General features: G+C 57.3%; 24 protein-coding genes and 5 tRNA genes. 13 read left to right on the forward strand and 16 right to left on the reverse strand.

All coding sequences use genetic code 11. The annotated features are described in order from the left end of the window. Nucleotides 1-4: 4 nt before the first annotated feature. The 14 genes from C3406_RS05490 to C3406_RS26730 all read right to left on the reverse strand — a co-directional run bounded on the left by C3406_RS05490 (nt 5) and on the right by C3406_RS26730 (nt 9,116). On the reverse strand, nt 5-433 hold the full coding sequence (locus tag C3406_RS05490) for a YqaA family protein (protein ID WP_103822663.1): 429 nt from the start codon (nt 431-433) through the stop codon (nt 5-7). Next, entirely contained in the window at nt 430-996 is a 567-nt protein-coding gene (yqaB, locus tag C3406_RS05495; RefSeq protein ID WP_103822664.1) for a fructose-1-phosphate/6-phosphogluconate phosphatase, read from the reverse strand. The genes C3406_RS05490 and yqaB overlap by 4 nt, the downstream gene beginning before the upstream one ends. Before the next feature lie 249 nt (nt 997-1,245). Further along, nucleotides 1,246-1,322 (reverse strand) — tRNA-Arg (locus C3406_RS05500). A gap of 161 nt (nt 1,323-1,483) precedes the next feature. Next, nucleotides 1,484-1,560 (reverse strand) — tRNA-Arg (locus C3406_RS05505). A gap of 65 nt (nt 1,561-1,625) precedes the next feature. Next, nucleotides 1,626-1,702: transfer RNA gene (locus tag C3406_RS05510), tRNA-Arg, on the reverse strand. A 64-nt stretch (nt 1,703-1,766) separates the two neighbouring features. Then, nucleotides 1,767-1,843, reverse strand: a tRNA-Arg gene (locus C3406_RS05515). A 4-nt stretch (nt 1,844-1,847) separates the two neighbouring features. Next, a tRNA-Ser gene (locus tag C3406_RS05520) sits at nt 1,848-1,940 on the reverse strand. A 342-nt stretch (nt 1,941-2,282) separates the two neighbouring features. Further along, nucleotides 2,283-2,468, reverse strand: coding sequence for a carbon storage regulator CsrA (csrA, locus tag C3406_RS05525; protein WP_000906486.1), 186 nt, complete (start codon nt 2,466-2,468; stop codon nt 2,283-2,285). Nucleotides 2,469-2,709: 241 nt separating this feature from the next. Then, nucleotides 2,710-5,337, reverse strand: a complete 2,628-nt coding sequence (alaS, locus tag C3406_RS05530; RefSeq protein ID WP_103822665.1) for an alanine--tRNA ligase — start codon at nt 5,335-5,337, stop codon at nt 2,710-2,712. Nucleotides 5,338-5,468: 131 nt separating this feature from the next. Beyond that, nucleotides 5,469-5,969 (reverse strand): recombination regulator RecX, encoded by a 501-nt coding sequence (gene recX, locus C3406_RS05535; protein ID WP_103822666.1) that lies wholly within the window; start codon nt 5,967-5,969, stop codon nt 5,469-5,471. A gap of 67 nt (nt 5,970-6,036) precedes the next feature. After that, nucleotides 6,037-7,095 (reverse strand): recombinase RecA, encoded by a 1,059-nt coding sequence (recA, locus tag C3406_RS05540; RefSeq protein WP_103180881.1) that lies wholly within the window; start codon nt 7,093-7,095, stop codon nt 6,037-6,039. Nucleotides 7,096-7,182: 87 nt separating this feature from the next. Further along, a complete protein-coding gene (pncC, locus tag C3406_RS05545; protein ID WP_103822667.1) occupies nt 7,183-7,680 on the reverse strand; it encodes a nicotinamide-nucleotide amidase in 498 nt (165 codons plus the stop codon). Nucleotides 7,681-7,841: 161 nt separating this feature from the next. Next, nucleotides 7,842-8,933, reverse strand: coding sequence for a lytic murein transglycosylase B (mltB, locus tag C3406_RS05550; RefSeq protein ID WP_103822668.1), 1,092 nt, complete (start codon nt 8,931-8,933; stop codon nt 7,842-7,844). Between the two features lie 57 nt (nt 8,934-8,990). After that, nucleotides 8,991-9,116: a hypothetical protein gene (locus C3406_RS26730; protein ID WP_255410161.1), complete on the reverse strand. Its 126-nt coding sequence runs from the start codon at nt 9,114-9,116 to the stop codon at nt 8,991-8,993. Between the two features lie 84 nt (nt 9,117-9,200). Here C3406_RS26730 and srlA point away from each other — a divergent pair, with 84 nt between their 5' ends. The 7 genes from srlA (at nt 9,201) to gutQ (ending at nt 14,147) form a co-directional block, all read left to right on the forward strand. Further along, entirely contained in the window at nt 9,201-9,764 is a 564-nt protein-coding gene (srlA, locus tag C3406_RS05555) for a PTS glucitol/sorbitol transporter subunit IIC (RefSeq protein WP_103822669.1), read from the forward strand. Beyond that, nucleotides 9,761-10,720 carry a PTS glucitol/sorbitol transporter subunit IIB gene (srlE, locus tag C3406_RS05560; protein WP_103822670.1) on the forward strand — a complete coding sequence of 320 codons (960 nt, stop codon included), beginning with the start codon at nt 9,761-9,763 and terminating at the stop codon, nt 10,718-10,720. The genes srlA and srlE overlap by 4 nt, the downstream gene beginning before the upstream one ends. 12 nt (nt 10,721-10,732) lie before the next feature. Next, nucleotides 10,733-11,095 (forward strand): PTS glucitol/sorbitol transporter subunit IIA, encoded by a 363-nt coding sequence (gene srlB, locus C3406_RS05565; protein ID WP_103822671.1) that lies wholly within the window; start codon nt 10,733-10,735, stop codon nt 11,093-11,095. A gap of 14 nt (nt 11,096-11,109) precedes the next feature. Beyond that, nucleotides 11,110-11,889 (forward strand): sorbitol-6-phosphate dehydrogenase, encoded by a 780-nt coding sequence (srlD, locus tag C3406_RS05570; protein WP_103180887.1) that lies wholly within the window; start codon nt 11,110-11,112, stop codon nt 11,887-11,889. A 103-nt stretch (nt 11,890-11,992) separates the two neighbouring features. Beyond that, on the forward strand, nt 11,993-12,352 hold the full coding sequence (gene gutM / locus C3406_RS05575; protein WP_103180888.1) for a transcriptional regulator GutM: 360 nt from the start codon (nt 11,993-11,995) through the stop codon (nt 12,350-12,352). Between the two features lie 63 nt (nt 12,353-12,415). Beyond that, on the forward strand, nt 12,416-13,189 hold the full coding sequence (gene srlR, locus C3406_RS05580; protein ID WP_103180889.1) for a glucitol operon DNA-binding transcriptional repressor SrlR: 774 nt from the start codon (nt 12,416-12,418) through the stop codon (nt 13,187-13,189). After that, nucleotides 13,182-14,147 (forward strand): arabinose-5-phosphate isomerase GutQ, encoded by a 966-nt coding sequence (gene gutQ, locus C3406_RS05585; RefSeq protein WP_103822672.1) that lies wholly within the window; start codon nt 13,182-13,184, stop codon nt 14,145-14,147. The genes srlR and gutQ overlap by 8 nt, the downstream gene beginning before the upstream one ends. Here the strand turns inward: gutQ and norR are convergent. Continuing rightward, nucleotides 14,144-15,658 (reverse strand): nitric oxide reductase transcriptional regulator NorR, encoded by a 1,515-nt coding sequence (gene norR / locus C3406_RS05590; protein ID WP_103822673.1) that lies wholly within the window; start codon nt 15,656-15,658, stop codon nt 14,144-14,146. The genes gutQ and norR overlap by 4 nt on opposite strands. 189 nt (nt 15,659-15,847) lie before the next feature. On the opposite strand from norR, the gene norV reads away from it, so the two are divergent. The 4 genes from norV to C3406_RS05605 all read left to right on the forward strand — a co-directional run bounded on the left by norV (nt 15,848) and on the right by C3406_RS05605 (nt 20,496). Next, nucleotides 15,848-17,296: an anaerobic nitric oxide reductase flavorubredoxin gene (gene norV, locus C3406_RS05595; RefSeq protein ID WP_103822674.1), complete on the forward strand. Its 1,449-nt coding sequence runs from the start codon at nt 15,848-15,850 to the stop codon at nt 17,294-17,296. Further along, the gene (norW, locus tag C3406_RS05600) at nt 17,293-18,426 is read left to right on the forward strand and encodes an NADH:flavorubredoxin reductase NorW (protein ID WP_103822675.1); all 1,134 of its coding nucleotides are present in this window, start codon (nt 17,293-17,295) and stop codon (nt 18,424-18,426) included. Before norV ends, norW begins: the two co-directional genes overlap by 4 nt. A 163-nt stretch (nt 18,427-18,589) precedes the next feature. Continuing rightward, nucleotides 18,590-18,742, forward strand: coding sequence for a hypothetical protein (locus tag C3406_RS26250; protein ID WP_199182720.1), 153 nt, complete (start codon nt 18,590-18,592; stop codon nt 18,740-18,742). A gap of 92 nt (nt 18,743-18,834) precedes the next feature. After that, complete coding sequence (locus C3406_RS05605) at nt 18,835-20,496, forward strand: SgrR family transcriptional regulator (protein ID WP_103822676.1); 1,662 nt, start codon at nt 18,835-18,837, stop codon at nt 20,494-20,496. Here the strand turns inward: C3406_RS05605 and C3406_RS05610 are convergent, their stop codons facing one another. Then, the gene (locus tag C3406_RS05610) at nt 20,497-21,510 is read right to left on the reverse strand and encodes a LacI family DNA-binding transcriptional regulator (protein WP_103822677.1); all 1,014 of its coding nucleotides are present in this window, start codon (nt 21,508-21,510) and stop codon (nt 20,497-20,499) included. It abuts the gene before it with no gap. 244 nt (nt 21,511-21,754) lie between these two features. Here C3406_RS05610 and ascF point away from each other — a divergent pair, with 244 nt between their 5' ends. After that, on the forward strand, nt 21,755-23,206 hold the full coding sequence (ascF, locus tag C3406_RS05615) for a PTS cellobiose/arbutin/salicin transporter subunit IIBC (protein ID WP_103822678.1): 1,452 nt from the start codon (nt 21,755-21,757) through the stop codon (nt 23,204-23,206). An 18-nt stretch (nt 23,207-23,224) separates the two neighbouring features. Further along, complete coding sequence (locus tag C3406_RS05620; protein ID WP_103822679.1) at nt 23,225-24,649, forward strand: 6-phospho-beta-glucosidase; 1,425 nt, start codon at nt 23,225-23,227, stop codon at nt 24,647-24,649. The last annotated feature ends 80 nt before the right edge of the window (nt 24,650-24,729 follow it).

A 24,729-nucleotide genomic window follows, 5' to 3' on the forward strand; every position in this document is an offset into this window, starting at 1 on the left:
CCAATTAGTGCCACCACGTCATGCCCTGCAAAGTTGCAACCGCTACAAGAATGTAGCGCAACGCCTTGCCAAGGCATAAAAAAAAGAGCACAGGCCCCCAGGGGATGCGCATCCATCCCGCTAGCAGGCACAGTAAATCACCGATTACCGGCATCCAGCTTAATAAAAGCGTGGCAGCGCCATAGCGTTTTAGCCAGCCGACTGCCTTTTCCTGCCAGCGCGACGTTTTGCGTAGCGGAAAGAATCGCCCAAGAATAACGTTAGTCAGCCCTCCAAGGCTATTACCCATTGTTGCTATTAACACGAGCAACCACGGCTGACTGACGCTGGACAAGAGCATCGCCACCAGCACCACCTCGGAATTTCCGGGAAGGATCGTAGCGCTTAAAAAACTGCTGGCGAATAATGAGGCGAGTGACAGTGCGTCACTCACAGTAAGCGAACATCCACCGCGGCCATACCGGCGTCTCGCGCCGCCTGAATACCGAAATCAGCATCTTCAAACACGACACACTTCGCGGGAGGGACTCCCATCAGCTCTGCGCAAAGCAGAAAGGTGTCAGGTGCAGGTTTATGGTTTTTAACGTGATCGGCCGCGACCACGGCAGAGAAATAGTGGCGCAGGTTAAGATGGTTGAGCAGCGCTTCGGCGATCGCGCTTTCACTGCCCGTCCCGACCGACATCGGGCGACGTCCGTGCCACTCTTTTACCACCTCAATTAATGGCAAAGGGCGCACGGTGTCCAGCAGCATGGCTTTTACCGCATCGGTTTTTTCACGCGCGAGCAGGTGCGGGTCGAGATCGGCCTGATTCAGTTCAATCACGGCCTGCGCAATACGCCAGGTAGGAGATCCGTTGAGGGCAATCATCGCCTGTAAGTCGAAACGCATTCCGTAACGGCCCAGGACCTCAGTCCAGGCTTTACGATGCGTTGGCTCGGTGTCGAGGATGGTGCCATCCATATCGAAGATCAAACCGTCATACTGTGCGTACATCGTGCTCTCGCTAAACGATTAACAAAGCATTACTTTATCGTAAATGGCGGTTTTTGTCGCTGACAGTGAAGATGATTGCTGACGAAACGTCGAAGGAATAAACAATGAGGGAGAATATGGTGCATCCGGGAGGATTACTCGGCGTTGCCTCGCCCTCCGGGTCGTTGCTGAAGCAACGTTATCCTGCCTGGTGCTGACGATTGATTCGCAGGCCATAAAACAACAGTCTGGCTGTTATCTCGGAGAATATGGTGCATCCGGGAGGATTCGAACCTCCGACCGCTCGGTTCGTAGCCGAGTACTCTATCCAGCTGAGCTACGGATGCATCGGGATACTGCTTTGAGATGTAGTAAATGGTGCATCCGGGAGGATTACTCGGCTGCGCCTTGCCCTACGGGTCGTTGCTAAAGCAACGCTATCCTCCCTGGTGCTTGCGATTGACTCGCAGACCATGAAACAACAGCTTAGCTGCTATCTCGGAGAATATGGTGCATCCGGGAGGATTCGAACCTCCGACCGCTCGGTTCGTAGCCGAGTACTCTATCCAGCTGAGCTACGGATGCATCGGGATTTACTACTGTTACTGCTGATACTCGGTATTGCTTCATAAGCAAAACAAAGTAAAAGATGGTGCATCCGGGAGGATTCGAACCTCCGACCGCTCGGTTCGTAGCCGAGTACTCTATCCAGCTGAGCTACGGATGCATCGGGATTTACTACTGTACTGCTCGATATTCATATCACTTCTAAAGCAATATGAAGTAATAGATGGTGCATCCGGGAGGATTCGAACCTCCGACCGCTCGGTTCGTAGCCGAGTACTCTATCCAGCTGAGCTACGGATGCAAAATGGCGGTGAGGCGGGGATTCGAACCCCGGATGCAGCTTTTGACCGCATACTCCCTTAGCAGGGGAGCGCCTTCAGCCTCTCGGCCACCTCACCACACAACGCCTCTTTCGAGTGCTTCGAGTAACTCGCTAAGAGCTTCTCGTCGCTGCGTGGCGCATATATTACTTTCTGGGACTTATAAGTCAAACAATTTTCCACAAGCTTTTATCGTTTGCACAATTCACAGGCAATTCGGACGTAAAACCCGCAAAGAGAGTGTTTTATAAACGTATTTTGCCCCTCTTTCTGCACTCTTCTGCATGAAGAACGGTGGATTTTGGCGAAGTAAAAGAGATAAGAGTGGTTAAAAACAGAGCGAACGAAACAGAACGGTAACTTTAGGGAAGGAGAATGTCAGGAGGGGTGCGTCTCGCCAGAGAGCGAGACGCGATAATATCAGTAACTTGACTGCTGGGATTTTTCAGCCTGGATACGCTGGTAGATCTCTTCACGATGAACAGAGACTTCTTTAGGGGCGTTCACACCAATACGTACCTGGTTACCCTTTACCCCTAAAACTGTCACGGTGACCTCATCCCCAATCATGAGGGTCTCACCAACTCGACGAGTCAGAATCAGCATTCTTTGCTCCTTGAAAGATTAAAAGAGTCGGGTCTCTTGTATCCCGGCATTATCCATCATATAACGCCAAAAAGTAAGCGATGACAAACACGTAATGTGTAGGTAGTCACGGCATCACAATCTGTTAAACGTAAGTTTAGCCGATATACACAAACTCAACCTGACTTTATCATTATCGATAGCGTAGAGCGCAGTACGCCATAACAGTGTCGTTATGGCGTCTGATTACGCTTTGTAATTATTACAGTTTCGAACTTACCCAGCTTTCTACGCTGGCCAGCGCTGCCGGGAGGGCCGCTGCGTCCGTACCACCGGCTTGCGCCATGTCAGGACGACCACCGCCTTTACCGCCCACTTGCTGAGCGACCATACCAATCAGCTCCCCTGCTTTCACACGGTCGATCACGTCCTTAGATACGCCCGCAATCAGAGAAACCTTACCTTCCGCTACCGTAGCCAGAACGATAACCGTTGAACCGAGCTGGTTCTTCAGATCGTCGACCATGGTACGAAGCATTTTCGGCTCAACGCCCGTCAGCTCGCTGACCAGCAGTTTAACGCCTTTAATTTCAACCGCTTTGCTGGAGAGGTTTGCGCTCTCCGCAACCGCAGCCTGCTCTTTCAGCTGCTGGAGTTCTTTTTCCAGCTGGCGGGTACGTTCCATCACGCTGCGCACTTTCTCGCCCAGGTTCTGGCTGTCGCCCTTCAGCAGTTGGGCGATGTCGTGCAGCTGATCGCTCTCCGCATGGAGGCTGGCAATCGCGCCTTCACCAGTGACCGCTTCGATACGACGAACGCCTGCCGCGGTACCGGATTCGGACACGATGCGGAACAGACCAATGTCGCCCGTACGGCTGGCGTGCGTACCACCACACAGCTCGGTGGAGAAATCACCCATGCTCAGCACGCGCACACGGTCGTCATACTTCTCGCCGAACAGGGCCATTGCGCCTTTGTTCTTCGCCGCCTCGAGATCCATGATGTTGGTTTCGATCGGCAGGTTACGACGGATCTGGGCATTAACCAGATCTTCCACCGCGCGGATTTCTGCCGGTTTCATCGCTTCAAAATGGGAGAAGTCGAAACGCAGCACTTTGTCATTCACCAGCGAGCCTTTCTGCGCAACGTGCGTACCCAGAACCTGGCGCAGTGCGGCGTGCATCAGGTGCGTCGCGGAGTGGTTCAGACGAATACGTGCGCGGCGCGCTTCGTCAACAATAGCCTGAACGCCCTCGCCCACTTTCAGTTCGCCGGATGCCAGCGTCCCCTGGTGGCCAATTGCCTGACCATATTTCTGCGTGTCGCTGACGGCAAAGCTGAAACCATTGCCTTTCAGTTCGCCTTTATCTCCAACCTGGCCGCCTGATTCTGCGTAGAACGGCGTCTTGTCCAGAACCACAACGGCAGTCTGGCCCGCGCTGATGCTCTCCACGGCTTTGCCGTCAACAAACAGGGCAGTCACTTTGCCGTTGGTTTCCAGATGCTCGTAACCTTCAAATTCGCTGCTGCCATCAACGCGGATCATGGCGTTGTAATCGGCACCGAAACCGCTGGATTCACGCGCACGACGGCGCTGCTCTTCCATTGCCGCTTCGAAGCCCGCTTCGTCAACTTTAATATTGCGCTCGCGGCAAACATCAGCCGTCAGGTCAACCGGGAAACCATAGGTGTCGTACAGACGGAAGGCGGTTTCGCCATCCAGGGTGTCGCCTTTCAGCTTCGACAGCTCATCGTCCAGCAGAGTCAGGCCACGTTCCAGCGTACGGGCAAACTGTTCTTCTTCGGTCTTCAGAACCTGCTCAACCTGCGCCTGCTGACGTTTCAGCTCTTCGCCCGCGGCGCCCATCACGCCAATCAGTGGCCCCACCAGCTTATAGAAGAAGGTCTCCTTCGCGCCCAGCATGTTGCCGTGACGGATCGCGCGGCGAATGATACGGCGCAGCACGTAGCCGCGGTTTTCATTCGATGGGATCACGCCGTCAGCAATCAGGAACGCACAGGAGCGGATGTGGTCGGCAATAACGCGCAGGGATTTGTTGCTCAGGTCGGTTGCGCCAGTCACATCGGCAACGGACTTAATCAGAGTGCTGAACAGATCGATGTCGTAGTTGGAGTTAACGTGCTGCAGTACCGCGGCAATACGCTCCAGGCCCATACCGGTATCCACGGATGGCTTCGGCAGTGGCTCCATAGTACCGTCGACCTGACGGTTGAACTGCATGAAGACGATGTTCCAGATCTCAATGTAACGGTCGCCGTCTTCTTCTGGGCTACCCGGAGGGCCGCCCCAGATGTGGTCGCCGTGATCGTAGAAGATTTCGGTGCAAGGACCGCACGGACCGGTGTCGCCCATCTGCCAGAAGTTGTCAGACGCGTACGGGGCGCCTTTGTTATCGCCGATGCGAATAATGCGTTCGCGCGGGATACCGACTTCTTTTTCCCAGATTTCATAGGCTTCATCGTCGGTTTCGTAGACGGTAACCCACAGACGCTCTTTCGGCAGGTTGAACCAGTTTTCACCGGTCAGCAGTTCCCATGCGTACTGGATAGCGTCATGTTTGAAATAGTCGCCGAAGCTGAAGTTACCCAGCATCTCGAAGAAGGTGTGGTGACGTGCGGTATAACCGACGTTTTCCAGATCGTTATGTTTACCACCCGCACGTACGCAACGCTGCGAGGTGGTCGCGCGGGAATAATTACGCTTGTCGAGACCAAGGAAGACATCCTTGAACTGGTTCATCCCGGCGTTGGTAAAGAGTAAAGTTGGATCGTTGTTCGGTACCAGGGAGCTGCTGGCAACAACCTGATGTCCCTTACTATGGAAAAAATCGAGAAACGCCTGTCGGATCTCAGCGGTGCTCTTGCTCATAATTATCCTGAAATCAAGCTAACGAAATGTCACAGCGGGTCACTACGCAACCGTTGTTGGACGGACCAGCTACTGTAAAAAGTGGGAATAAGATAAGTTTTCTTTGGAGGGAAGTAAAATCCCGCATGCGTTCAATCGGTAAAATTACGCCAGATATCCTGTATATCCTCCATCAGGAAACCGCGGTAGAGCAAAAAGCGCTGGATTTTGACTTTTTCTGAAAATTCACGCGGCAGCGGTTCGCCGTATTTTCGCACCGCCTGTTCCCGCGCCAGTTCGCACCAGTCAATCTCGCATTCACGCATCGCGCGTTCTGTGATTTCCCGTGAGATACCTTTCTGATTAAGCTCCTGGCGGATACGCGCCGGGCCATAACCTTTACGGCTGCGGCTGGCGATAAAGCGAGAGACGAAGCGGGTATCGTCCAGATAGTTATGCTCGTAACACCAGGCAATAACGCGGTCATAATCTTCCGCGGTCGCGTCGATTTGTTCCGGGCCGTTTTTGCTCATGACCGGCGCCATGAGTTTGCGGCGCAGCTCCTGTTCGCTATGGTCGCGCACGCTCAGTATGCGTACTGCGCGATCAAGCAGACGGTTCCAGGTGGGGCGTCGGGGGGATGATTCACTCATAAAGCACCTGCTGAAAAACAAATGCAAAAAAGGGCCGCAATCGCAGCCCTTTTATTACATCAAGTGATTAGAAATCTTCGTTGGTTTCTTCTACGTCTGCGTCATCCGCAGTGAAGTCTGGCTTAGCATCCTGATTGTTGAGAAGCAGATCGCGTACCTTCTTCTCAATCTCTTTCGCTGCTGCCGGGTTCTCTTTCAGCCAGGAGATAGCATTCGCTTTACCCTGACCGATCTTGTCGCCGTTGTAGCTGTACCAGGCGCCCGCTTTCTCAATCAGCTTCTCTTTCACGCCCAGGTCAACCAGTTCGCCGTAGAAGTTGATACCTTCGCCGTAGAGGATCTGGAATTCAGCCTGTTTGAACGGTGCAGCAATCTTGTTCTTCACCACTTTCACACGGGTTTCGCTACCCACCACGTTTTCACCGTCTTTAACGGCACCGATACGGCGGATATCCAGACGCACGGAGGCGTAGAATTTCAGCGCGTTACCACCGGTGGTGGTTTCCGGGTTACCGAACATCACACCAATCTTCATACGGATCTGGTTGATGAAGATCAGCAGCGTGTTGGACTGCTTCAGGTTACCGGCCAGCTTACGCATCGCCTGGCTCATCATACGTGCCGCGAGGCCCATGTGAGAGTCACCGATTTCGCCTTCGATTTCTGCTTTTGGCGTCAGCGCCGCTACGGAGTCGACGATGATTACGTCAACTGCGCCAGAGCGCGCCAGTGCGTCACAGATTTCCAGCGCCTGCTCACCGGTATCCGGCTGGGAGCAGAGCAGGTTGTCGATATCAACACCCAGTTTACGTGCGTAAACCGGATCCAGCGCGTGCTCAGCATCGATAAAGGCACAGGTTTTGCCCTCGCGCTGTGCAGCAGCCACAACCTGTAAGGTCAGGGTGGTTTTACCGGAGGATTCTGGCCCGTAGATCTCTACGATACGCCCCATAGGCAGGCCGCCAGCACCCAGTGCAATATCCAGAGAAAGCGAACCGGTGGAGATAGTTTCTACATCCATGGAACGATCTTCACCCAGGCGCATGATGGAACCTTTACCGAATTGCTTTTCGATCTGGCCCAGTGCTGCCGCCAACGCTTTCTGTTTGTTTTCGTCGATAGCCATTTTTTCCTCTCATGCCGGGTGAAACAACTGCGCTTCACCTTGGATTTCTGTTCTGTTGCAGCAATTATACTGTATGCTCATACAGTATCAAGTGTTTTGTAGAAATTGTTGCCAGAGCGTTTTTAACGCATAAACGGTGGCCTGACGACGCACGCTTTCACGGTCACCGCTGAAGCATTCCCGGCGGGTAATCCCCTCGCCTTGCGCCGTCGCAAAGCCAAACCACACTGTTCCAACAGGCTTTTCTTCGCTGCCACCGTCCGGCCCGGCGATACCGCTAATAGAGATAGCATAGTCCGCCCGGGCGGCACGCAGGGCGCCAATCGCCATCTCGATGACCACCGGTTCACTCACCGCGCCATGCTCGATAAGCGTGGGTTCACGAACCCCGAGCATCTGCGCTTTCGCTTCATTACTGTAGGTGACAAAACCGCGTTCAAACCAGGCGGAACTGCCCGCGATATCGGTGATAGCTTTCGCCACCCAGCCACCAGTACAGGACTCAGCCGTGGTGACCGTGGCACCGCGCTGTTTTAGCGCCTGCCCTACCCTCTCACTGAGCTGCATTAATTCATGGTCAGTCATCTCGTTTTGTCTCCATAAAAACGTGCAGCACAAGATAGCACTTTAGCCGATAGATATAAGGATGAGGGGGAGGTTTTACGAGGGGGATTCAGAAAAAATAAACCTGGCCATCCGGCCAGGAGTGAAACGTGAGTGGCATAAGCCACTCACGTTTTCAAGCGTTAACTGAACGGCGAGGCCGCCCGTGCCTGGGCCACCGCCAGCCCCAGCTGCCAGACCGCCATCGCATAGTGCGTGCTGTGGTTGTAGCGGGTGATGGTGTAGAAGTTCGGCAGACCGTACCAGTACTGATAACCGGTACCAATATCCAGACGCAGCAGGCTCACCTGCTGATTGCCGTTCAGCGGCTGCTGCGGCGTGAGCCCGGCAGAGATCAGCTGTGCCGCGCTGTAGCGGGTTTTAAAGCCGTTCTCCAGCCCCGGTGCCTGGCCGTTAGCCATAACCGCGACCGGCTGGCCTGGCGTCCAGCCATGTTCTTTAAAGTAGTTGGCAACGCTGCCAATGGCATCTTCAGGATCCCACAGGTTGATGTGCCCGTCCCCGTTGAAATCGACCGCATACTGCTTATAGGAAGACGGCATAAACTGACCGTAGCCCATCGCCCCGGCAAAGGAACCTTTCAGATCCAGCGGGTCGTCCTGCTCGTCGCGTGCCATCAGCAGGAAGGTTTCCAGCTCGGAGGAGAAGTACTCCGCCCGGCGCGGGTAGTTAAAGGAGAGGGTCGCCAGCGCATCAAGGATGCGGGTTTTACCCATCACCCGGCCCCAGCGGGTCTCCACGCCGATAATCCCGACGATGATCTCCGGCGGCACGCCGTAAACCTGCTGAGCACGGGTCAGCGCATCCTGATACTGATTCCAGAACGCCACGCCATTCTGCACGTTGTCCGGGGTAATAAACTGTTTGCGATAGCGCAGCCATGCGCCGTTCGGTCCGGCTGGCGGCTGGGTGGTCGGCGCCTGGCGATCCATCAGTCGCAATACATAATCCAGACGTTTCGCCTGGGAGAGGATCTCCTGTAGCTGGGCTTTGTTAAAGCCGTGCTTGCTCACCATTTTGTCGATGAACTGTTCCGCCGCAGGGTTATTGGCAAAGTCGCCCCCCATCTGCATCACATTATGCTGAGGCTCCAGCAGGAAGCCGCCGGAAGGGGCGCCTGCCGTTTGCTGAACCTCTTCGGTCTTCGGTTTACTACTGCAGGCGGAGAGCAGAATAAGCGCAGGGAGTAGCGCTGCGTAACGACGCTTGAACATGACACATCCATTCACGAATTCGATAAGTGGCAAGTATGGTAAAGCATCCGGGACACCTCAAGGAAGGGGCGCACACGCACCCGGCAAAATCTTTACGCTGCCTAAAGGTAAATTCGTTCTCTTCTCCACCACGCCACCGTCACCTTTCTTATTATCTTTCAAAATAATCATTTTTTCTTTCATTGTGAGATCTGTTTAACACTTTAAAACCTTTCAAAGTGATTATTATTACTCCGCCAGAGCGAACTTACCCTACAGGAGAAAATAATGATAGAAACCATCACCCACGGCGCCGAGTGGTTTATCGGGCTGTTTCAGAAAGGTGGCGAGGTCTTCACCAGCATGGTCACCGGCATTCTGCCGCTGCTGATCAGCCTGCTGGTGATCATGAATGCGCTGATCAACTTTATTGGCCAGCAGCGGATTGAAAAGCTGGCCCAGCGCTGCGCGGGTAATCCCATCTCCCGCTATCTGCTGCTGCCCTGCATCGGCACTTTTGTGTTTTGTAACCCCATGACCCTGAGCCTCGGGCGCTTTATGCCCGAACGCTACAAGCCGAGCTACTACGCGGCAGCGTCGTACAGCTGCCACTCCATGAACGGTCTGTTTCCGCACATTAACCCCGGCGAGCTGTTTGTCTATCTGGGGATTGCGAGCGGCCTGACCACCCTCGGTCTGCCGCTCGGCCCGCTGGCGGTGAGCTACCTGCTGGTCGGCCTGGTGACTAACTTCTTCCGCGGCTGGGTGACCGATCTCACTACCGCCATTTTCGAAAAGAAAATGGGCATTCAGCTTGAACAGAACGTCCAGCTTAAGGGAGCTACAGCATGAGCCGGATCCGCATTGAGAAAGGCACGGGTGGCTGGGGCGGCCCGCTGGAGTTCGACGCCACCGAAGGCAAAAAGATCGTCTATATCACCGCGGGCACCCGCCCGGCTATCGTCGACAAGCTGCGCGAACTCACCGGCTGGGAAGCGGTAGATGGCTTTAAGGAGGGCGAGCCGCCGGAAGCGGAGATCGGCGTGGCGGTGATCGACTGCGGCGGCACCCTGCGCTGTGGCATCTACCCGAAACGGCGCATTCCCACCGTCAATATTCATTCGACGGGCAAATCCGGCCCGCTGGCGCAGCATATCGTGGAGGACATTTACGTCTCCGGCGTAAAAGAAGAGAACATCACGCTGGTAGACGGAGCTGCGCCGGTGAAAAAGCACGCGCCGCGCGAATATGACACCAGCAAGAAGATCACCGAGCAGAGCGACGGTCTGCTGGCAAAAGTCGGGATGGGAATGGGCTCTGCGGTTGCGGTCCTGTTCCAGTCCGGGCGCGACACCATCGATACGGTGCTAAAAACCATCCTGCCGTTCATGGCCTTCGTCTCGGCGCTGATCGGCATCATCATGGCCTCCGGCCTCGGAGACTGGATCGCCCACGGCCTGGCTCCGCTGGCCAGCCATCCGCTCGGGCTGGTGACCCTGGCGCTGATCTGCTCCTTCCCGCTGCTGTCGCCGTTTCTCGGCCCCGGCGCGGTCATCGCCCAGGTCATTGGCGTGTTGATTGGCGTGCAGATTGGGCTGGGCAATATTCCCCCGCACCTCGCCCTGCCCGCGCTGTTCGCCATTAATGCCCAGGCCGCCTGTGACTTTATTCCGGTGGGGCTGTCGCTGGCTGAAGCGCGCCAGGAGACCGTGCGCGTCGGCGTTCCTTCGGTGCTGGTAAGCCGCTTCCTGACCGGTGCGCCAACGGTGCTGATCGCCTGGTTCGTCTCCGGCTTTATTTATCAATAAGAGGAATTCCTGATGACCGTGATTTACCAGACCACCATTACCCGCATCGGCCAGAGCGCCCCGGATGCGCTGAGCGACCAGATGCTAATCACCTTTCGTGAAGGGGCCCCGGCGGATATCGAAGAGTTCTGTTTTATCCACTGCCACGGCGAGCTCAATGGCGAGCTGAAGGCCGGAAGCCAGCTGGAGCTGGGCGAAACGCGCTATGCCGTCACCGCTGTGGGCGACGTGGCCGAACAAAACCTACGCGAGCTGGGCCACATCACCCTGCGTTTCGACGGTCAGCCCCAGGCGGAGTACCCCGGCACGGTTCACGTGGCGGGCCCGGTTCCGCAGGCTGTTACCCCAGGCTGCACATTAAAATTTGTTGCGTAATTAAGGAGAGAAATATGAGTCAGGTTGCCGTTGTCATTGGTGGAGGACAAACCTTAGGGGAGTTCCTCTGCCGTGGGCTTGCCGCAGAGGGTTACCGCGTGGCGGTAGTCGATATCCAGAGTGAAAAGGCCGCCCGCGTGGCGGACGCCATCAACACCGAATTCGGTAACGGGATGGCCTGGGGATTTGGCGCCGACGCCACCAGCGAGCAGAGTGTGCTGGCTCTCGCCCGCGGCGTGGACGAGATTTTTGGCCGCACCGATCTGCTGGTCTACAGCGCCGGGATCGCCAAAGCGGCGTTTATCAGCGACGTGGAACTGGGGGATTTCGACCGTTCATTGCAGGTGAACCTGGTGGGCTATTTCCTCTGCGCCCGGGAGTTCTCGCGCCTGATGATCCGCGACGGCATTGCCGGGCGCATCATTCAGATCAACTCCAAGTCCGGCAAGGTGGGCAGCAAGCACAACTCGGGCTATAGCGCGGCCAAGTTCGGCGGCGTGGGGCTGACGCAGTCCCTGGCGCTGGATCTGGCGGAATATGGCATTACCGTGCATTCCCTGATGCTCGGCAACCTGCTGAAATCGCCGATGTTCCAGTCCCTGCTGCCGCAGTACGCCACCAAACTTGGCATTAACGAAGATCAGGTGGAGCAATACTACATCGATAAAGTGCCGCTGAAGCGCGGCTGCGACTATCAGGACGTGCTGAATATGCTGCTGTTTTATGCCAGCCCGAAAGCCTCTTACTGCACCGGGCAGTCGATCAATGTCACCGGTGGGCAGGTGATGTTCTGATCGAGCCTAAACGCCCGGTGGCGCTTCGCTTACCGGGCCTACAAACCTCGAACCCCAGGCCGGGCAAGCGTAGCGCTGCCCGGCAATAGCACAGGAGCTAAATATGGTCACCACCCTGATCACCGTCGCCGTTATCGCCTGGCTGTGCCAGCTGGCACTCGGCGGCTGGCAAATCCATCGTTTTAACCGCGCCTTCGACGCCCTTTGCCAGAAAGGGCGCGTGGGCGTGGGCCGCTCCGGCGGTCGCTTTAAGCCGCGGGTGATTGTCGCCATTGCGCTGGATGATAACCACCGGGTCTGTGACTCCTTGATGATGCGTGGGCTGACGGTCTTTGCCCGACCGGTGAAAATTGCAGCGATTAACGGCACCGCGTTGCAGGAATTAGAGCCCGATGTGATCTTTCCCAATGATTCGCTCTGTCAGGATGCACTATCATTAGCGCTTAAATTGAAACATGGATAATTTCGTTGTGAACGTTATAAGCTTGCGAAATTATCATTTCGCAACCTAAGGAACTCAACGCCTATGAAACCCCGCCAGCGGCAGGCGGCCATACTCGACCATTTGCAAAAACAGGGAAAATGTTCGGTTGAGGATCTGGCCCACTACTTTGATACCACCGGCACCACAATCCGCAAGGATCTGGTGATCCTGGAAAACGCCGGGGCGGTGATCCGTACCTATGGCGGCGTGGTGCTGAATAAAGACGAGGCCGACCCGCCTATCGATCACAAAACGCTCATCAACACCCATCAAAAAGCGTTAATCGCTGACGCCGCGGTAAAATTTATCCATGACGGCGACTCCATCATCCTCGATGCAGGCAGCACGGTGCTGCAGATGGTGCCGATGCTGAGCCGCTTTAATAACATCACGGTGATGACCAACAGCCTGCATATCGTCAACGCCCTGTCCGAATTCGACAACGAACAAACCATCCTGATGCCCGGCGGCACCTTCCGCAAAAAATCGGCCTCGTTTCACGGCCAGCTGGCGGAGAACGCCTTCGACCATTTCAGCTTCGACCGCCTGTTTATGGGCACCGACGGCATCGACCTCAACGCGGGCGTCACCACCTTCAACGAAGTGTTCAGCGTCAGTAAAGCGATGTGCAATGCCGCCAGGGAGGTGATCCTGATGGCGGACTCGTCAAAGTTTGGCCGTAAAAGCCCGAATATTGTCTGTAGCCTGGAGAGCGTCGATAAGCTGATTACCGACGCGGGCATCGATCCGGCGTTTAAGAAAGCGCTGGAAGAGAAAGGAATCGACGTGATTGTAACCGGAGAGCGTGATGAGTGATTTTCTGTTAAACGCGGGTCGCCAGACCCTGATGCTGGAACTGCAGGAGGCCAGCCGCCTGCCGGACCGTCTGGGGGAGGATTTTGTTCGCGCAGCCAATACCATTATTCACTGCGACGGGAAGGTGATCGTCTCGGGCATCGGTAAATCCGGACACATCGGCAAGAAGATTGCCGCGACCCTTGCCAGCACCGGCACCCCGGCCTTCTTTGTCCATCCTGCTGAGGCGCTGCACGGCGATCTGGGGATGATTGAGAGCCGCGATGTGCTGCTCTTTATCTCCTACTCCGGCTCGGCAAAAGAGCTGGATTTGATCCTCCCGCGTTTGCAGGAAAAATCGGTCGCGCTGCTGGCGATGACCGGCAAGTCCCGCTCGCCGCTGGCGCTGGCGGCCAACGCCACGCTGGATATTTCGGTGGAGCGCGAAGCCTGCCCGATGCACCTCGCCCCGACCTCCAGCACCGTCAACACCCTGATGATGGGCGATGCGCTGGCGATGGCGGTGATGCAGGCCCGCGGCTTTAATGAAGAAGATTTTGCCCGCTCCCACCCTGCCGGCGCCCTGGGGGCACGTTTGCTGAATAAGGTGCACCACCTGATGCGCACCGAGGAGGCCATCCCGCAGGTGAAACTGAATACCAGCGTGATGGACGCGATGCTGGAGCTGAGCCGTACCGGGCTGGGGCTGGTGGCGGTCTGCAATGATGACCAGCAGGTGAAAGGGGTCTTTACCGACGGCGACCTGCGCCGCTGGCTGGTGAGCGGCGGCAAACTGGAGATTGCCGTCAGCAACGCCATGACCGCCGGTGGCCTGACGCTGAATGCCGACAGCCGCGCCATTGAAGCCAAAGAGCTCTTGATGAAGCGCAAAATCACCGCCGCGCCGGTGGTGGATAGCCATGGCCGCCTCTGCGGTGCCATCAACCTCCAGGATTTCTACCAGGCAGGCATTCTCTAACCCTTAAGACCCAGACGTTTCGCCAGCCGGTGCAGGTTGGCGACGTCGGTCTCCAGCGCCCTCGCGCTCGCCGCCCAGTTGCGGCTGTTCTGCTCCAGCGCCCGGACAATCATCTGACGCTGAAACGCCTCCGTCGCCTCACGCAGGTTCTGATTCTCAACGCGTGGCGTCTCCGGCGTCACCACCGGCGTGCTCTCATCATGCAGGGCAAAGTGCTGCGCGTGGATCACCACTTCATCCCCTGCCCGCGCCGCCCGGGCCAGTACTACCGCCCGGTGAATGGCATGTTCCAGTTCGCGCACGTTACCCGGCCAGGCGTAGCTCAGCAGATGCGCCCGGGCGCCGGGGCTTAGCACCACCCGGGATAGCCCCATCCGCAACCGGCACTGTTCACAGAAATAGCCCGCCAGCAGCACCACATCTTCGCCACGCTCGCGCAGCGGCGGCACCGAAAGCGGAAACACACTCAGGCGATGGTACAGGTCGGCGCGGAAATTCCCGGCTAACACCTCTTCGCGCAGATCGCGGTTGGTGGCGGCCAGCACCCGCACGTCGACCCGCAGGCTGCGGTCGTCACCCACCCGCTGGATATCGCCATACTGCAACACGCGCAGCAGCTTGGCCTGCAATGCCAGCGACAGTTCCCCAATCTCATCCAGAAACAGCGTGCCGTTATCGGCCATCTCAAACTTGCCGCTGCGGTTGCTGATGGCCCCGGTAAACGCCCCTTTGACGTGTCCAAAGAGCTCGCTCTCCGCCACGCTCTCCGGCAGCGCGGCGCAGTTGAGATAGACCAGCGGATTCACCGCCCGGGGAGAGGCCTGATGAATGGCTTTTGCCACCAGCTCTTTACCGGTGCCGGTCTCCCCTTCGATCAGCACGTTCAGGTCGGAGGCGGCGACAATCTCAATCTCTTTTTTCAGGCTCACCATACCCGGCGAGAGGCCAATCATCTCGGTGCTTTGTACCTGCTCAAATCCCGTCGGGCGGGTGGAGAGGGTGTTCTGGCTCTCGAGCTGCTCAATCAGCAGGGCATTATTCAGCGCCCCGGCGGCCAGGGCGGCAATCAGCCTCAGCTCTTCGTCGCTGAAGGTATCGAACTGGTCCGGCGACATGCCGTCGAGGGTCAGCGCGCCAATCAGGTTCTGCCCGGCAAACAGCGGCAGGCCGATACAGGCGTGTACCTTCAGGCTCTCCTGGCCGGGGATCAACCCGTCGTAGGGATCGGGCAGGTCGCTGTCGGCCGGGAAGCGCACCACATCCCCGGCGCGGGCAATGGTCTCCAGCCGCGGATGGCCCTCCAGGGTAAAGCGCCGCCCCAGCACATCCTGCGCCAGCCCGTCGATCGCCAGCGGAATAAACTGCCGCCCTTCGTAGCGCAGCAGCGCCGACGCATCGCACTCCAGCACGTGGCGCAGGGTGGAGATCAGCCGCTGAAAACGATCCTGATGGCCGATGCCGCTCTGCAATTCAATGGCGATTTTCGCCAGCACCTCTACAGAAAAACTCATTGTCGCCTCGTTGTCATTTTGACAATACGCAGTGTCATATTGACTATACCAGACACAGTCAAATTGACTACCATGAAAGTGCCATTATTTTTAAAACCATTATAAATCAAACAATTAAAAATTTGGCACGCACCCTGCAATAGACATGACATCTTTCATTTAATTGCGCTGTATTAAGTTGAGGTTGCTATGTCTATTCTGGTTAAAAACAATATTCATTGGGTTGGTCAACGTGACTGGGAAGTACGAGATTTTCACGGAACGGAGTACAAAACGCTGCGCGGTAGCAGCTATAACAGCTATCTCATCCGGGAAGAGAAAAACGTCCTGATCGATACCGTCGATCATAAATTCAGCCGCGAATTCGTGCAGAACCTGCGCAGTGAAATTGATCTGGCCGATATCGACTACATCATCATTAACCATGCGGAAGAGGACCACGCCGGGGCGCTGACCGAGCTGATGTCCTGCATCCCGGACACCCCTATCTACTGCACCGCCAACGCCATCGACTCTATCACCGGCCATCACCACCATCCGGAGTGGAACTTCAACGTGGTGAAAACCGGTGACTCGCTGGATATCGGCAACGGCAAACAGCTGATCTTCGTGGAAACCCCGATGCTGCACTGGCCGGACAGCATGATGACCTATATGACCGGCGACGCGGTGCTGTTCAGTAATGACGCCTTCGGCCAGCACTACTGCGACGAACGTCTGTTCAATGACGAAGTGGATCAGGCCGAACTGTTTGAGCAGTGCCAGCGCTACTACGCTAACATCCTGACGCCGTTCAGCCGTCTGGTGACGCCAAAAATCACCGAGATCCTCGGCTTTAACCTGCCGGTGGATATGATTGCCACCTCTCACGGGGTGGTATGGCGTGATAACCCTACGCAGATCGTCGAGCTGTACCTGAAATGGGCGGCGGATTATCAGGAAGACCGCATCACCATTTTCTACGACACCATGTCCAACAACACCCGCATGATGGCCGACGCCATCGCCCAGGGCATTAATGAAGTTGACCCGAACGTGGCGGTGAAGATCTTTAACGTCGCCCGCAGCGATAAAAACGAAATTCTCACGAACGTCTTCCGCTCAAAAGGCGTGCTGGTGGGCACCTCCACCATGAACAACGTGATGATGCCGAAAATTGCCGGCCTGGTGGAAGAGATGACCGGCCTGCGCTTCCGTAACAAACGTGCCAGCGCCTTCGGCTCTCACGGCTGGAGCGGCGGCGCGGTAGACCGTCTCTCCACCCGTTTGCAGGATGCGGGCTTTGAAATGTCGATGAGCCTGAAGGCGAAATGGCGCCCGGATCTCGATGCGCTGGAAGTCTGCCGTCAGCATGGCCGCGATATTGCCCGTCAGTGGGCGCTCGCTCCGCTGCCGGAAGCCAGCGTGAAACCTGCCGCTCAGGCGGAAGAAAGCGCCAGCGTCGAAGAGTCCACCGCCGACCTCGGCCCCTGCATGCAGTGCAGCGTCTGCCAGTGGATCTACGATCCAACCCTTGGCGAGCCGCTGCAGGACGTCGCGCCAGGAACCCCGTGGAGCGACGTGCCGGACAACTTCCTCTGCCCGGAATGTTCCCTTGGTAAAGATGTATTTGAAGAACTGGCATCGGAGGCAAAATGAGCCACGGTATCGTCATCATCGGCTCGGGCTTCGCCGCCCGCCAGCTGGTGAAAAATATCCGTAAACAGGATGCGAACGTCCCGCTGACGCTTATTGCAGCGGACAGTATGGATGAGTACAACAAGCCAGACCTGAGCCACGTTATCAGTCAGAGTCAGCAGGCCGACGACCTCACCCGCCAGACGGCGGGAGAGTTTGCCGAACAGTTTAACCTGCGCCTGTTTCCTTACACCTGGGTCACCGACATCGACGCCGCCGCCCACGTGGTCAAAGGAAAAGACAAGCAGTGGTCCTATGACAAACTGGTGCTGGCAACCGGAGCCTCGGCTTTCGTCCCGCCGGTTGCGGGCCGCGAGCTGATGCTGACCCTCAACAGCCAGACGGAGTACCGCGCCTGCGAAAGCACGTTGCGTGACGCCCGACGGGTGATGATTGTTGGCGCGGGTCTTATCGGCAGCGAACTGGCGATGGATTTTTGCCGGGCCGGTAAAGCGGTCACCCTGGTTGACCATTCCGCCAGCATTCTGTCAGCGCTGATGCCCGCCGAAGTGAGTAGTCGCTTACAACACCGGCTGACCGATATGGGGGTGCATCTGCAGCTGAAATCCCAGCTGCAAAGCCTGACCCAAACCGATACCGGGATCTGCGCCCTGCTGGATCGGGATCGCTGCATTGAGGTCGATGTGGTGATTGCCGCCACCGGCCTGCGCCCGGAGATCGGGCTGGCACAGCGGGCCGGTGCAGAAACAGCTCGCGGCGTGAAGGTCGACAGCTATCTGCAAACCACCCGGCCCGATATTTATGCTCTGGGTGACTGCGCCGAAATTAATGGTCAGGTACTGCCGTTCCTGCAGCCGATCCAGTTAAGCGCCATGTATCTGGCGAAGAATCTGCTCGGGGCCAGTACGCCACTGAAACTGCCTGCGATGCTGGTGAAGGTCAAAACGCCGGAACTGCCGCTGCACCTGGCAGGCGAAACCCAGCGCCAGGATTTGAACTGGCAGATCGCCATCGAAGCCCAGGGGATGGTGGCGAAAGGGGCCGACAACGAGGGCAATCTGCGCGCCTTTGTGGTCAGCGAAGATCGGATGAAGGAGGCCTTCGCCCTGCTGAAAGCATTACCTGTTTAACCCTCAAACTCTTGCTCTACTCGTTATATGCTTGTCAGATTTTGCCTTTCGCAGCCCCGGTGCCCGGGGCTTTTTTAATGCGGAACAGCTGTAAAACCGCGTCCTGTTTTAATCCTGTTTTCCGGCCTACTCTGTTGCGGTATTCCTTCACCGGAGACGACAAATGGCAAACTTCACCCAAGAAATAAACTGGCTTGCCGCCTGGTTCAAACAGGTCAGGAAGCATGAACGTATTTTATTTCGCTGGCTCTATCTCAGCCCGGAAGCGCGTATTGAGCGGCTACGCGAACTGATGATGCCGGTCAGTAAGCGCTGATTGCCCGGCAAATCAAACCGCACCCGGCAAAACAGTTATAATCGCGCAAAAAGCCCTACACTCTTCGCAATGCCTTCGTCAGGGATGTCACCATGCGCCAGCTCCAGAAAATCCGCCAGTATCAACGGCTCTCAGCCCATTACGGCTCAACGCCGCAGCTCACCACCATCACCGAGGTCGCCGAGGTGGCGCTCTGCAGCGAGCGCCACGCGCGCACGCTGCTCCGCCAGCTTGCTGAAAGCGGCTGGTTAAGCTGGCGCGCTCAGCCGGGGCGCGGGCATCGCGCTACGCTGCACTGCCTGGTGTCCACCAGCGAACTCAGCGCCCCGCTGATGCATGCCTGTCTGGAGAAAGGGGATTATCAGAGCGCGCTACAGCTGGCGGACGGCGATCCGGCCAGCCTGCACCACATCATCACCCCCTTTCTCGGCGGTAAATGGCTCAAGCACCAGCCGACGCTGCGCATTCCCTGGTATCGTCCGCTCACCTCCCTGCATCCGGCGCTGCATCGACGGCGCGCCGAACAACATATTATCTGCGCGGTACACGCCGGTTTAACCCGTTATGAACCGGGCAAGGCGCAGCCGGTGGCCGACCTGGCGCACCACTGGGCCTGCTCTGACGACGGCCTGCGCTGGCATTTTTACCTGCGCAGCGGCGCGCACTGGCATAACGGCCAGCCGGTAAGCGATGACGATATTTTGAGCGCGGTGCAGCAGCTACTAAGCGATCCGGCCCGCAACAGCGGGTTACTGCATATCGACGCGGTGACCCTTGTCGCCCCGTGGTGTCTGGCGGTTTATCTGCATGCGCCGGACGCTCTGCTGGCGCATCGTCTCGCCCATCCGGTCTGTCGGCTGCCGCATCCCCGTCAGCCGGACGTGGGCGCCGGGCCTTTCACTATTGCCCGCCACCACTCCCATTTTCTGCGCCTTGAACGCCAGCCGTGGTACTTTGGTGCCCATCCGTTGCTGCATGCTATTGAGTTCTGGCGGACCGGCATGGCGACCGATAAAGCGGCATGGATAACGGTGGGAAAAGGTAACGCCAGGCAGGAAGCGGTCACCTCCACCAGCGGCGGTTTCGCCTGGCTGATGGTGAATGCGACGCTGCCCGCCGCGCTTGCTGCGTATCTGCGCCAGAGCTTGCGCATTCTGAATGAAGAGTGCTTTGCCCGGCGTGAAGATCTGCAGACGCACACCGAAATTCTTCCCGGATTACAGGTTCCCGACCTGCCCGACCTGCCCGCCCGGCCCGACATCACGCTGCCAACGCGCCTGACGCTGGTGTGCTACAACACGCCGGAACTGCGTGAACTGGCCGGGATGTGGCGGATTCAGCTGCAACAGCGCGGCTGCGAGCTACACACCGACTGGAAAGATCGCGATGGCTGGTATGCCCCCGATACGCTGGCGGGTGCCGATCTGCTGCTGGGAGATCACCTGGCGACCGGGATGACCGGGTTTACGCTGGCGGAGTGGTTTATCTATGAACCGGCCTGGGCTACGGCGCTGGGGGAAGATCGCTGGCAGCAAGAGAAACAGCAGCTGATGCAGTACAGCGACAGCGAAGCGCGTTTTAACGCGCACCTGACGCCCTTTTTCCAGCGCCTGCTGGCGGAGGGCCGCTGCACGCCGCTGTTCCACTACCGCTACCGGATCAACGCCCTGGAAAACGTGCAGGATATGGTGCTGACCGCGGGCGGCTGGCTCGATTTTACCCGTGCCTGGCTGCCCCCGGCGGCCATATTGTGATCAGCGGTGCGGGCCGGGGATGACGGAATCACGCAGCATCAACTCTCCGGCAAAGGTCTGCCGGAAGGTGAAGTCCCCACCATCGAGCATAAAGATCAGACGGCTGATGGTCTCTTTTACCATCTCTGTCACCGGGACACGCACGCTGGAGAGGGACGGCACCACGTAGGGCGCCATCGCAATGTCATCGAAACCCACCACCGACACCGCCTCCGGCACGGCGACCCCGCTGTCGTGAAGCTGCTTAATGGCGCCGATCGCCATATCGTCGTTACTCGCCACCAGCGCGGTAAAATGCTCGCCGCGCGCCAGCAGCGTCGTCACCCCTGCCGCCCCGCTGGCCGGGTGCCATTTACCCTCGACAATCAGCGACTCGCGCAGCGGAATGCGGTGCGCAGCAAGGGCCTCTTTGTAGCCCGAAAGGCGTTCGATCCCGGTGGGGGAATCGAGCGATCCGGTGATAAACGCGATATCGCGGTGGCCCTGCTCGATAAGGGTCGATACCGCCGCCTGGCTGGAGGCTTTATGATCTGACCAGACGCAGTGGCTGCTGTTTTTACGCAGGCGTCGGTTGAGCACGATCACCGGCTGGGCGTGTTTCTGGATGATCTCGTCCATCTCATCAACGCTGAGAAAACGCGGGTAGATGATGATCGCATCGCAGCGCATATCCAGCAGGTACTGAATCGCCTCGCGCTCCTCATCGGCGCTGTGCTTACCGTCGGCGAGGATCAGCTGACGTCCCTTCTCTTCGGTCATTCTGGCGGCATGGAACAGCAGCTCGCTGAAATAGACCCCGTGGTAGAGGGTGTTGGTCACCACCAGCCCAAGGGTTTGCGTGCTTTTGGTCGCCAGGTTACGCGCCAGTAAATTAGGCCGATACCCGCTCTCTTCAATCGCCTGAAAAACCTTGTCTTTTGTCTCCTGGCTCACGTAGCCATTGCCCGAAAGCACCCGGGAAACCGTCGCTTTCGAGACCCCTGCCCGCTTCGCCACTTCCAGCATCGTGGTCATGCATCTGTTCCGTCTTAATCCCGTGAGCGGCAGTGTACTGCACCGCGTGAAAATTGTCGCAGCGTCTGTCACACGCTTTTTAACACGCCAGGTGATCGCCATCACGAATTTAAAAAATGGCTAAAACGTGATCTTGTTAGATCCCAGGAAACTCTTCATGATTTTGTGGAACCGGTTTCCTATATAAGTTTCATCGCTCACCCCGATGAAGACGTACCTTACTGATAAAACAGGATACAACCCGATGGCCAAAAATTATGCTGCGCTGGCGAATGCCGTTGTCAGCGCGCTCGGCGGCAAAGAGAATATCGTCGCGGTCACCCACTGCATGACCCGCCTGCGCTTCGTGGCAAAAGACGAGAGCCTGATCGACAGCGCGACGCTGAAAAGCATCAGCGGCGTGCTGGGCGTCGTGCGCAACGACAACCAGTGCCAGGTGATCATCGGCAATACCGTTTCCCAGGCGTACCGCGAGGTGGTCAACCTGCTGCCCGCCGACATGCAGCCTGCCGCGCCCCAGGGGCCGCAAAAGCTGACCCTGAAACGCATTGGCGCGGGCATTCTTGATGCCCTGATCGGCACCATGTCACCGCTGATCCCGGCGATCATCGGCGGTTCAATGGTCAAGCTGCTGGCGATGATCCTCGAGATGACCGGCGTGCTGACCAAAGGCGATCCGACGCTGACGATCCTGACCGTAATCGGCGACGGCGCGTTCTTCTTCCTGCCGCTGATGGTAGCCGCCTCTGCGGCGGTGAAATTCAAAACCAACATGTCGCTGGCGATCGCCATTGCGGGCGTGCTGGTCCACCCGAGCTTTATTGAGCTGATGGCGAAAGCGGCGCAGGGCGAGCACGTTGAGTTCGCGTTTGTGCCGGTGACCGCGGTGAAATATACCTATACGGTGATCCCGGCGCTGGTGATGACCTGGTGCCTGTCCTATATCGAACGCTGGGTGGACAAAATCACCCCGGCGGTGACGAAAAACTTCCTCAAGCCAATGCTGATCGTGCTGATTGCCGCCCCGCTCGCCATCGTCCTGATTGGGCCGCTGGGGATCTGGATCGGTAGCGGCATCTCCGCGCTGGTTTACACCATTCACGGCTATCTGTGCTGGCTCTCCGTCGCCATCATGGGCGCGCTGTGGCCGCTGCTGGTGATGACCGGGATGCACCGCGTCTTTACGCCTACCATCATTCAGACCATTGCCGAAACCGGCAAAGAGGGGATGGTAATGCCGTCTGAAATCGGCGCCAACCTCTCCCTCGGCGGTTCATCGCTGGCGGTGGCATGGAAAACCAAAAACCCGGAACTGCGCCAGACGGCATTGGCCGCCGCAGCTTCTGCCATCATGGCTGGCATTTCTGAACCGGCGCTCTACGGCGTGGCGGTGCGCCTGAAACGTCCTTTAATTGCGAGCCTGATCAGCGGCTTTATCTGCGGCGCCGTGGCCGGAATTGCAGGGCTGGCCAGCCACTCGATGGCGGCGCCGGGCCTGTTTACCAGCGTCCAGTTCTTCGACCCGGCCAACCCGATGTCCATCGTCTGGGTATTTGGGGTAATGGCCCTGGCCGTGGTGCTCTCTTTCGTGCTGACCCTGATTCTGGGCTTTGAAGATATCCCGGTAGAAGACGAAGCGGAAAAAGCGCGCGCGCTGCAATCCGCACCGGTTCAGGCCAAAGCAGCACAAGCATAAATTTATAGCGAGGTAAGAATGTCAGTTTTTCCACAAGGATTTTTATGGGGCGGCGCACTGGCCGCTAACCAGAGCGAAGGCGCATACCGCGAGGGCGGCAAGGGCCTGACCACCGTCGATATGATCCCCCACGGCGCAAATCGCCTGGCGGTGAAAGTCGGCAAGGAAAAACGCTTTTCGCTGCGTGACGACGAGTTCTATCCCAGCCACGACGCGATCGATTTTTACCATCGCTATAAAGAAGATATCGCCTTAATGGCCGAGATGGGCTTCACGGTATTCCGTACCTCCATTGCCTGGAGCCGTCTCTACCCGAACGGCGACGAACCGCTGCCTAATAAAGAAGGGATTGCCTTTTACCGGGCGGTGTTTGAGGAGTGCAAAAAGTACAACATCGAGCCGCTGGTGACCCTCTGCCACTTTGACGTGCCGATGCACCTGGTGACCGAGTACGGCTCCTGGCGCAACCGCAAGATGGTCGATTTCTTTGCCCGCTACGCCCGCACCTGCTTCGAAGAATTTAACGGGCTGGTGAAATACTGGCTCACCTTCAACGAGATCAACATCATGCTGCACAGCCCCTTCTCCGGTGCCGGGCTGGTGTTTGAGGAAGGTGAAAATGAGGATCAGGTGAAGTATCAGGCCGCCCACCATGAGCTGGTTGCCAGCGCGCTGGCAACCAAAATTGCTCACGAGGTGAACCCGCAAAACCAGGTGGGCTGCATGCTGGCGGGCGGTAACTTCTACCCCTACTCCTGCAAACCGGAAGATGTGTGGACGGCATTAGAAAAAGATCGTGAGAACCTGTTCTTTATCGACGTGCAGGCCCGCGGCCGCTACCCGGCCTACTCTGCTCGCGTATTCCGCGAAAAGGGGGTGGTGATTGTCAAAGATCCGGGCGATGACGCACTGCTGACAAACACCGTCGATTTTGTCTCATTCAGCTATTACGCTTCGCGCTGCGCCTCGGCGGATATGAATGCCAACAACACCAGCGCGGCCAATATCGTGAAATCCCTGCGCAACCCGCACATTGAAGTCAGCGAGTGGGGCTGGGGCATCGACCCGCTGGGCCTGCGCATCACCATGAACATGATGTACGACCGCTACCAGAAGCCGCTGTTCCTGGTGGAGAACGGCTTAGGCGCGAAGGATGAGATCGACGCCAACGGTGAGATTAACGACGACTACCGCATCAGCTACCTGCGGGAGCATATTCGCGCGATGGGCGACGCCATAGAAGATGGCATTCCGCTGATCGGCTACACCAGCTGGGGCTGTATCGATCTGGTGGCCGCCTCTACGGGCGAGATGAGCAAGCGCTACGGCTTTATCTATGTTGATCGTGATGATGCGGGCAACGGTACCCTTGAACGCAAACGCAAAAAATCGTTCTGGTGGTACAAGAAAGTGATTGCCAGCAACGGTGCAGATTTAGATTAATCCCCCTTCGCCGGGCGGCGCGCTGCTTGCCCGGCCTACTCTCCCGATCAAAACCAATAGTTTCATGGCGTTACTATCGT

The organism is Leclercia sp. LSNIH8 (genome assembly GCF_002920195.1).
Classification (GTDB): domain Bacteria; phylum Pseudomonadota; class Gammaproteobacteria; order Enterobacterales; family Enterobacteriaceae; genus Enterobacter.

What these genes read in the sequence shown, in the direction of transcription:
- norR (WP_103822673.1), bottom strand. Translation starts at nt 15,658, where the DNA reads ATGAGTTTTTCTGTAGAGGTGCTGGCGAAAATCGCCATTGAATTGCAG.
- gutQ (WP_103822672.1), top strand. Translation starts at nt 13,182, where the DNA reads ATGAGTGATTTTCTGTTAAACGCGGGTCGCCAGACCCTGATGCTGGAA.
- recA (WP_103180881.1), bottom strand. Translation starts at nt 7,095, where the DNA reads ATGGCTATCGACGAAAACAAACAGAAAGCGTTGGCGGCAGCACTGGGC.
- ascF (WP_103822678.1), top strand. Translation starts at nt 21,755, where the DNA reads ATGGCCAAAAATTATGCTGCGCTGGCGAATGCCGTTGTCAGCGCGCTC.
- C3406_RS05605 (WP_103822676.1), top strand. Translation starts at nt 18,835, where the DNA reads ATGCGCCAGCTCCAGAAAATCCGCCAGTATCAACGGCTCTCAGCCCAT.
- C3406_RS26730 (WP_255410161.1), bottom strand. Translation starts at nt 9,116, where the DNA reads ATGAAAGAAAAAATGATTATTTTGAAAGATAATAAGAAAGGTGACGGT.
- norV (WP_103822674.1), top strand. Translation starts at nt 15,848, where the DNA reads ATGTCTATTCTGGTTAAAAACAATATTCATTGGGTTGGTCAACGTGAC.
- srlD (WP_103180887.1), top strand. Translation starts at nt 11,110, where the DNA reads ATGAGTCAGGTTGCCGTTGTCATTGGTGGAGGACAAACCTTAGGGGAG.
- srlB (WP_103822671.1), top strand. Translation starts at nt 10,733, where the DNA reads ATGACCGTGATTTACCAGACCACCATTACCCGCATCGGCCAGAGCGCC.
- C3406_RS26250 (WP_199182720.1), top strand. Translation starts at nt 18,590, where the DNA reads ATGGCAAACTTCACCCAAGAAATAAACTGGCTTGCCGCCTGGTTCAAA.
- srlR (WP_103180889.1), top strand. Translation starts at nt 12,416, where the DNA reads ATGAAACCCCGCCAGCGGCAGGCGGCCATACTCGACCATTTGCAAAAA.
- norW (WP_103822675.1), top strand. Translation starts at nt 17,293, where the DNA reads ATGAGCCACGGTATCGTCATCATCGGCTCGGGCTTCGCCGCCCGCCAG.
- srlA (WP_103822669.1), top strand. Translation starts at nt 9,201, where the DNA reads ATGATAGAAACCATCACCCACGGCGCCGAGTGGTTTATCGGGCTGTTT.
- pncC (WP_103822667.1), bottom strand. Translation starts at nt 7,680, where the DNA reads ATGACTGACCATGAATTAATGCAGCTCAGTGAGAGGGTAGGGCAGGCG.
- C3406_RS05620 (WP_103822679.1), top strand. Translation starts at nt 23,225, where the DNA reads ATGTCAGTTTTTCCACAAGGATTTTTATGGGGCGGCGCACTGGCCGCT.
- yqaB (WP_103822664.1), bottom strand. Translation starts at nt 996, where the DNA reads ATGTACGCACAGTATGACGGTTTGATCTTCGATATGGATGGCACCATC.
- alaS (WP_103822665.1), bottom strand. Translation starts at nt 5,337, where the DNA reads ATGAGCAAGAGCACCGCTGAGATCCGACAGGCGTTTCTCGATTTTTTC.
- srlE (WP_103822670.1), top strand. Translation starts at nt 9,761, where the DNA reads ATGAGCCGGATCCGCATTGAGAAAGGCACGGGTGGCTGGGGCGGCCCG.
- gutM (WP_103180888.1), top strand. Translation starts at nt 11,993, where the DNA reads ATGGTCACCACCCTGATCACCGTCGCCGTTATCGCCTGGCTGTGCCAG.
- mltB (WP_103822668.1), bottom strand. Translation starts at nt 8,933, where the DNA reads ATGTTCAAGCGTCGTTACGCAGCGCTACTCCCTGCGCTTATTCTGCTC.
- recX (WP_103822666.1), bottom strand. Translation starts at nt 5,969, where the DNA reads ATGAGTGAATCATCCCCCCGACGCCCCACCTGGAACCGTCTGCTTGAT.
- C3406_RS05610 (WP_103822677.1), bottom strand. Translation starts at nt 21,510, where the DNA reads ATGACCACGATGCTGGAAGTGGCGAAGCGGGCAGGGGTCTCGAAAGCG.
- csrA (WP_000906486.1), bottom strand. Translation starts at nt 2,468, where the DNA reads ATGCTGATTCTGACTCGTCGAGTTGGTGAGACCCTCATGATTGGGGAT.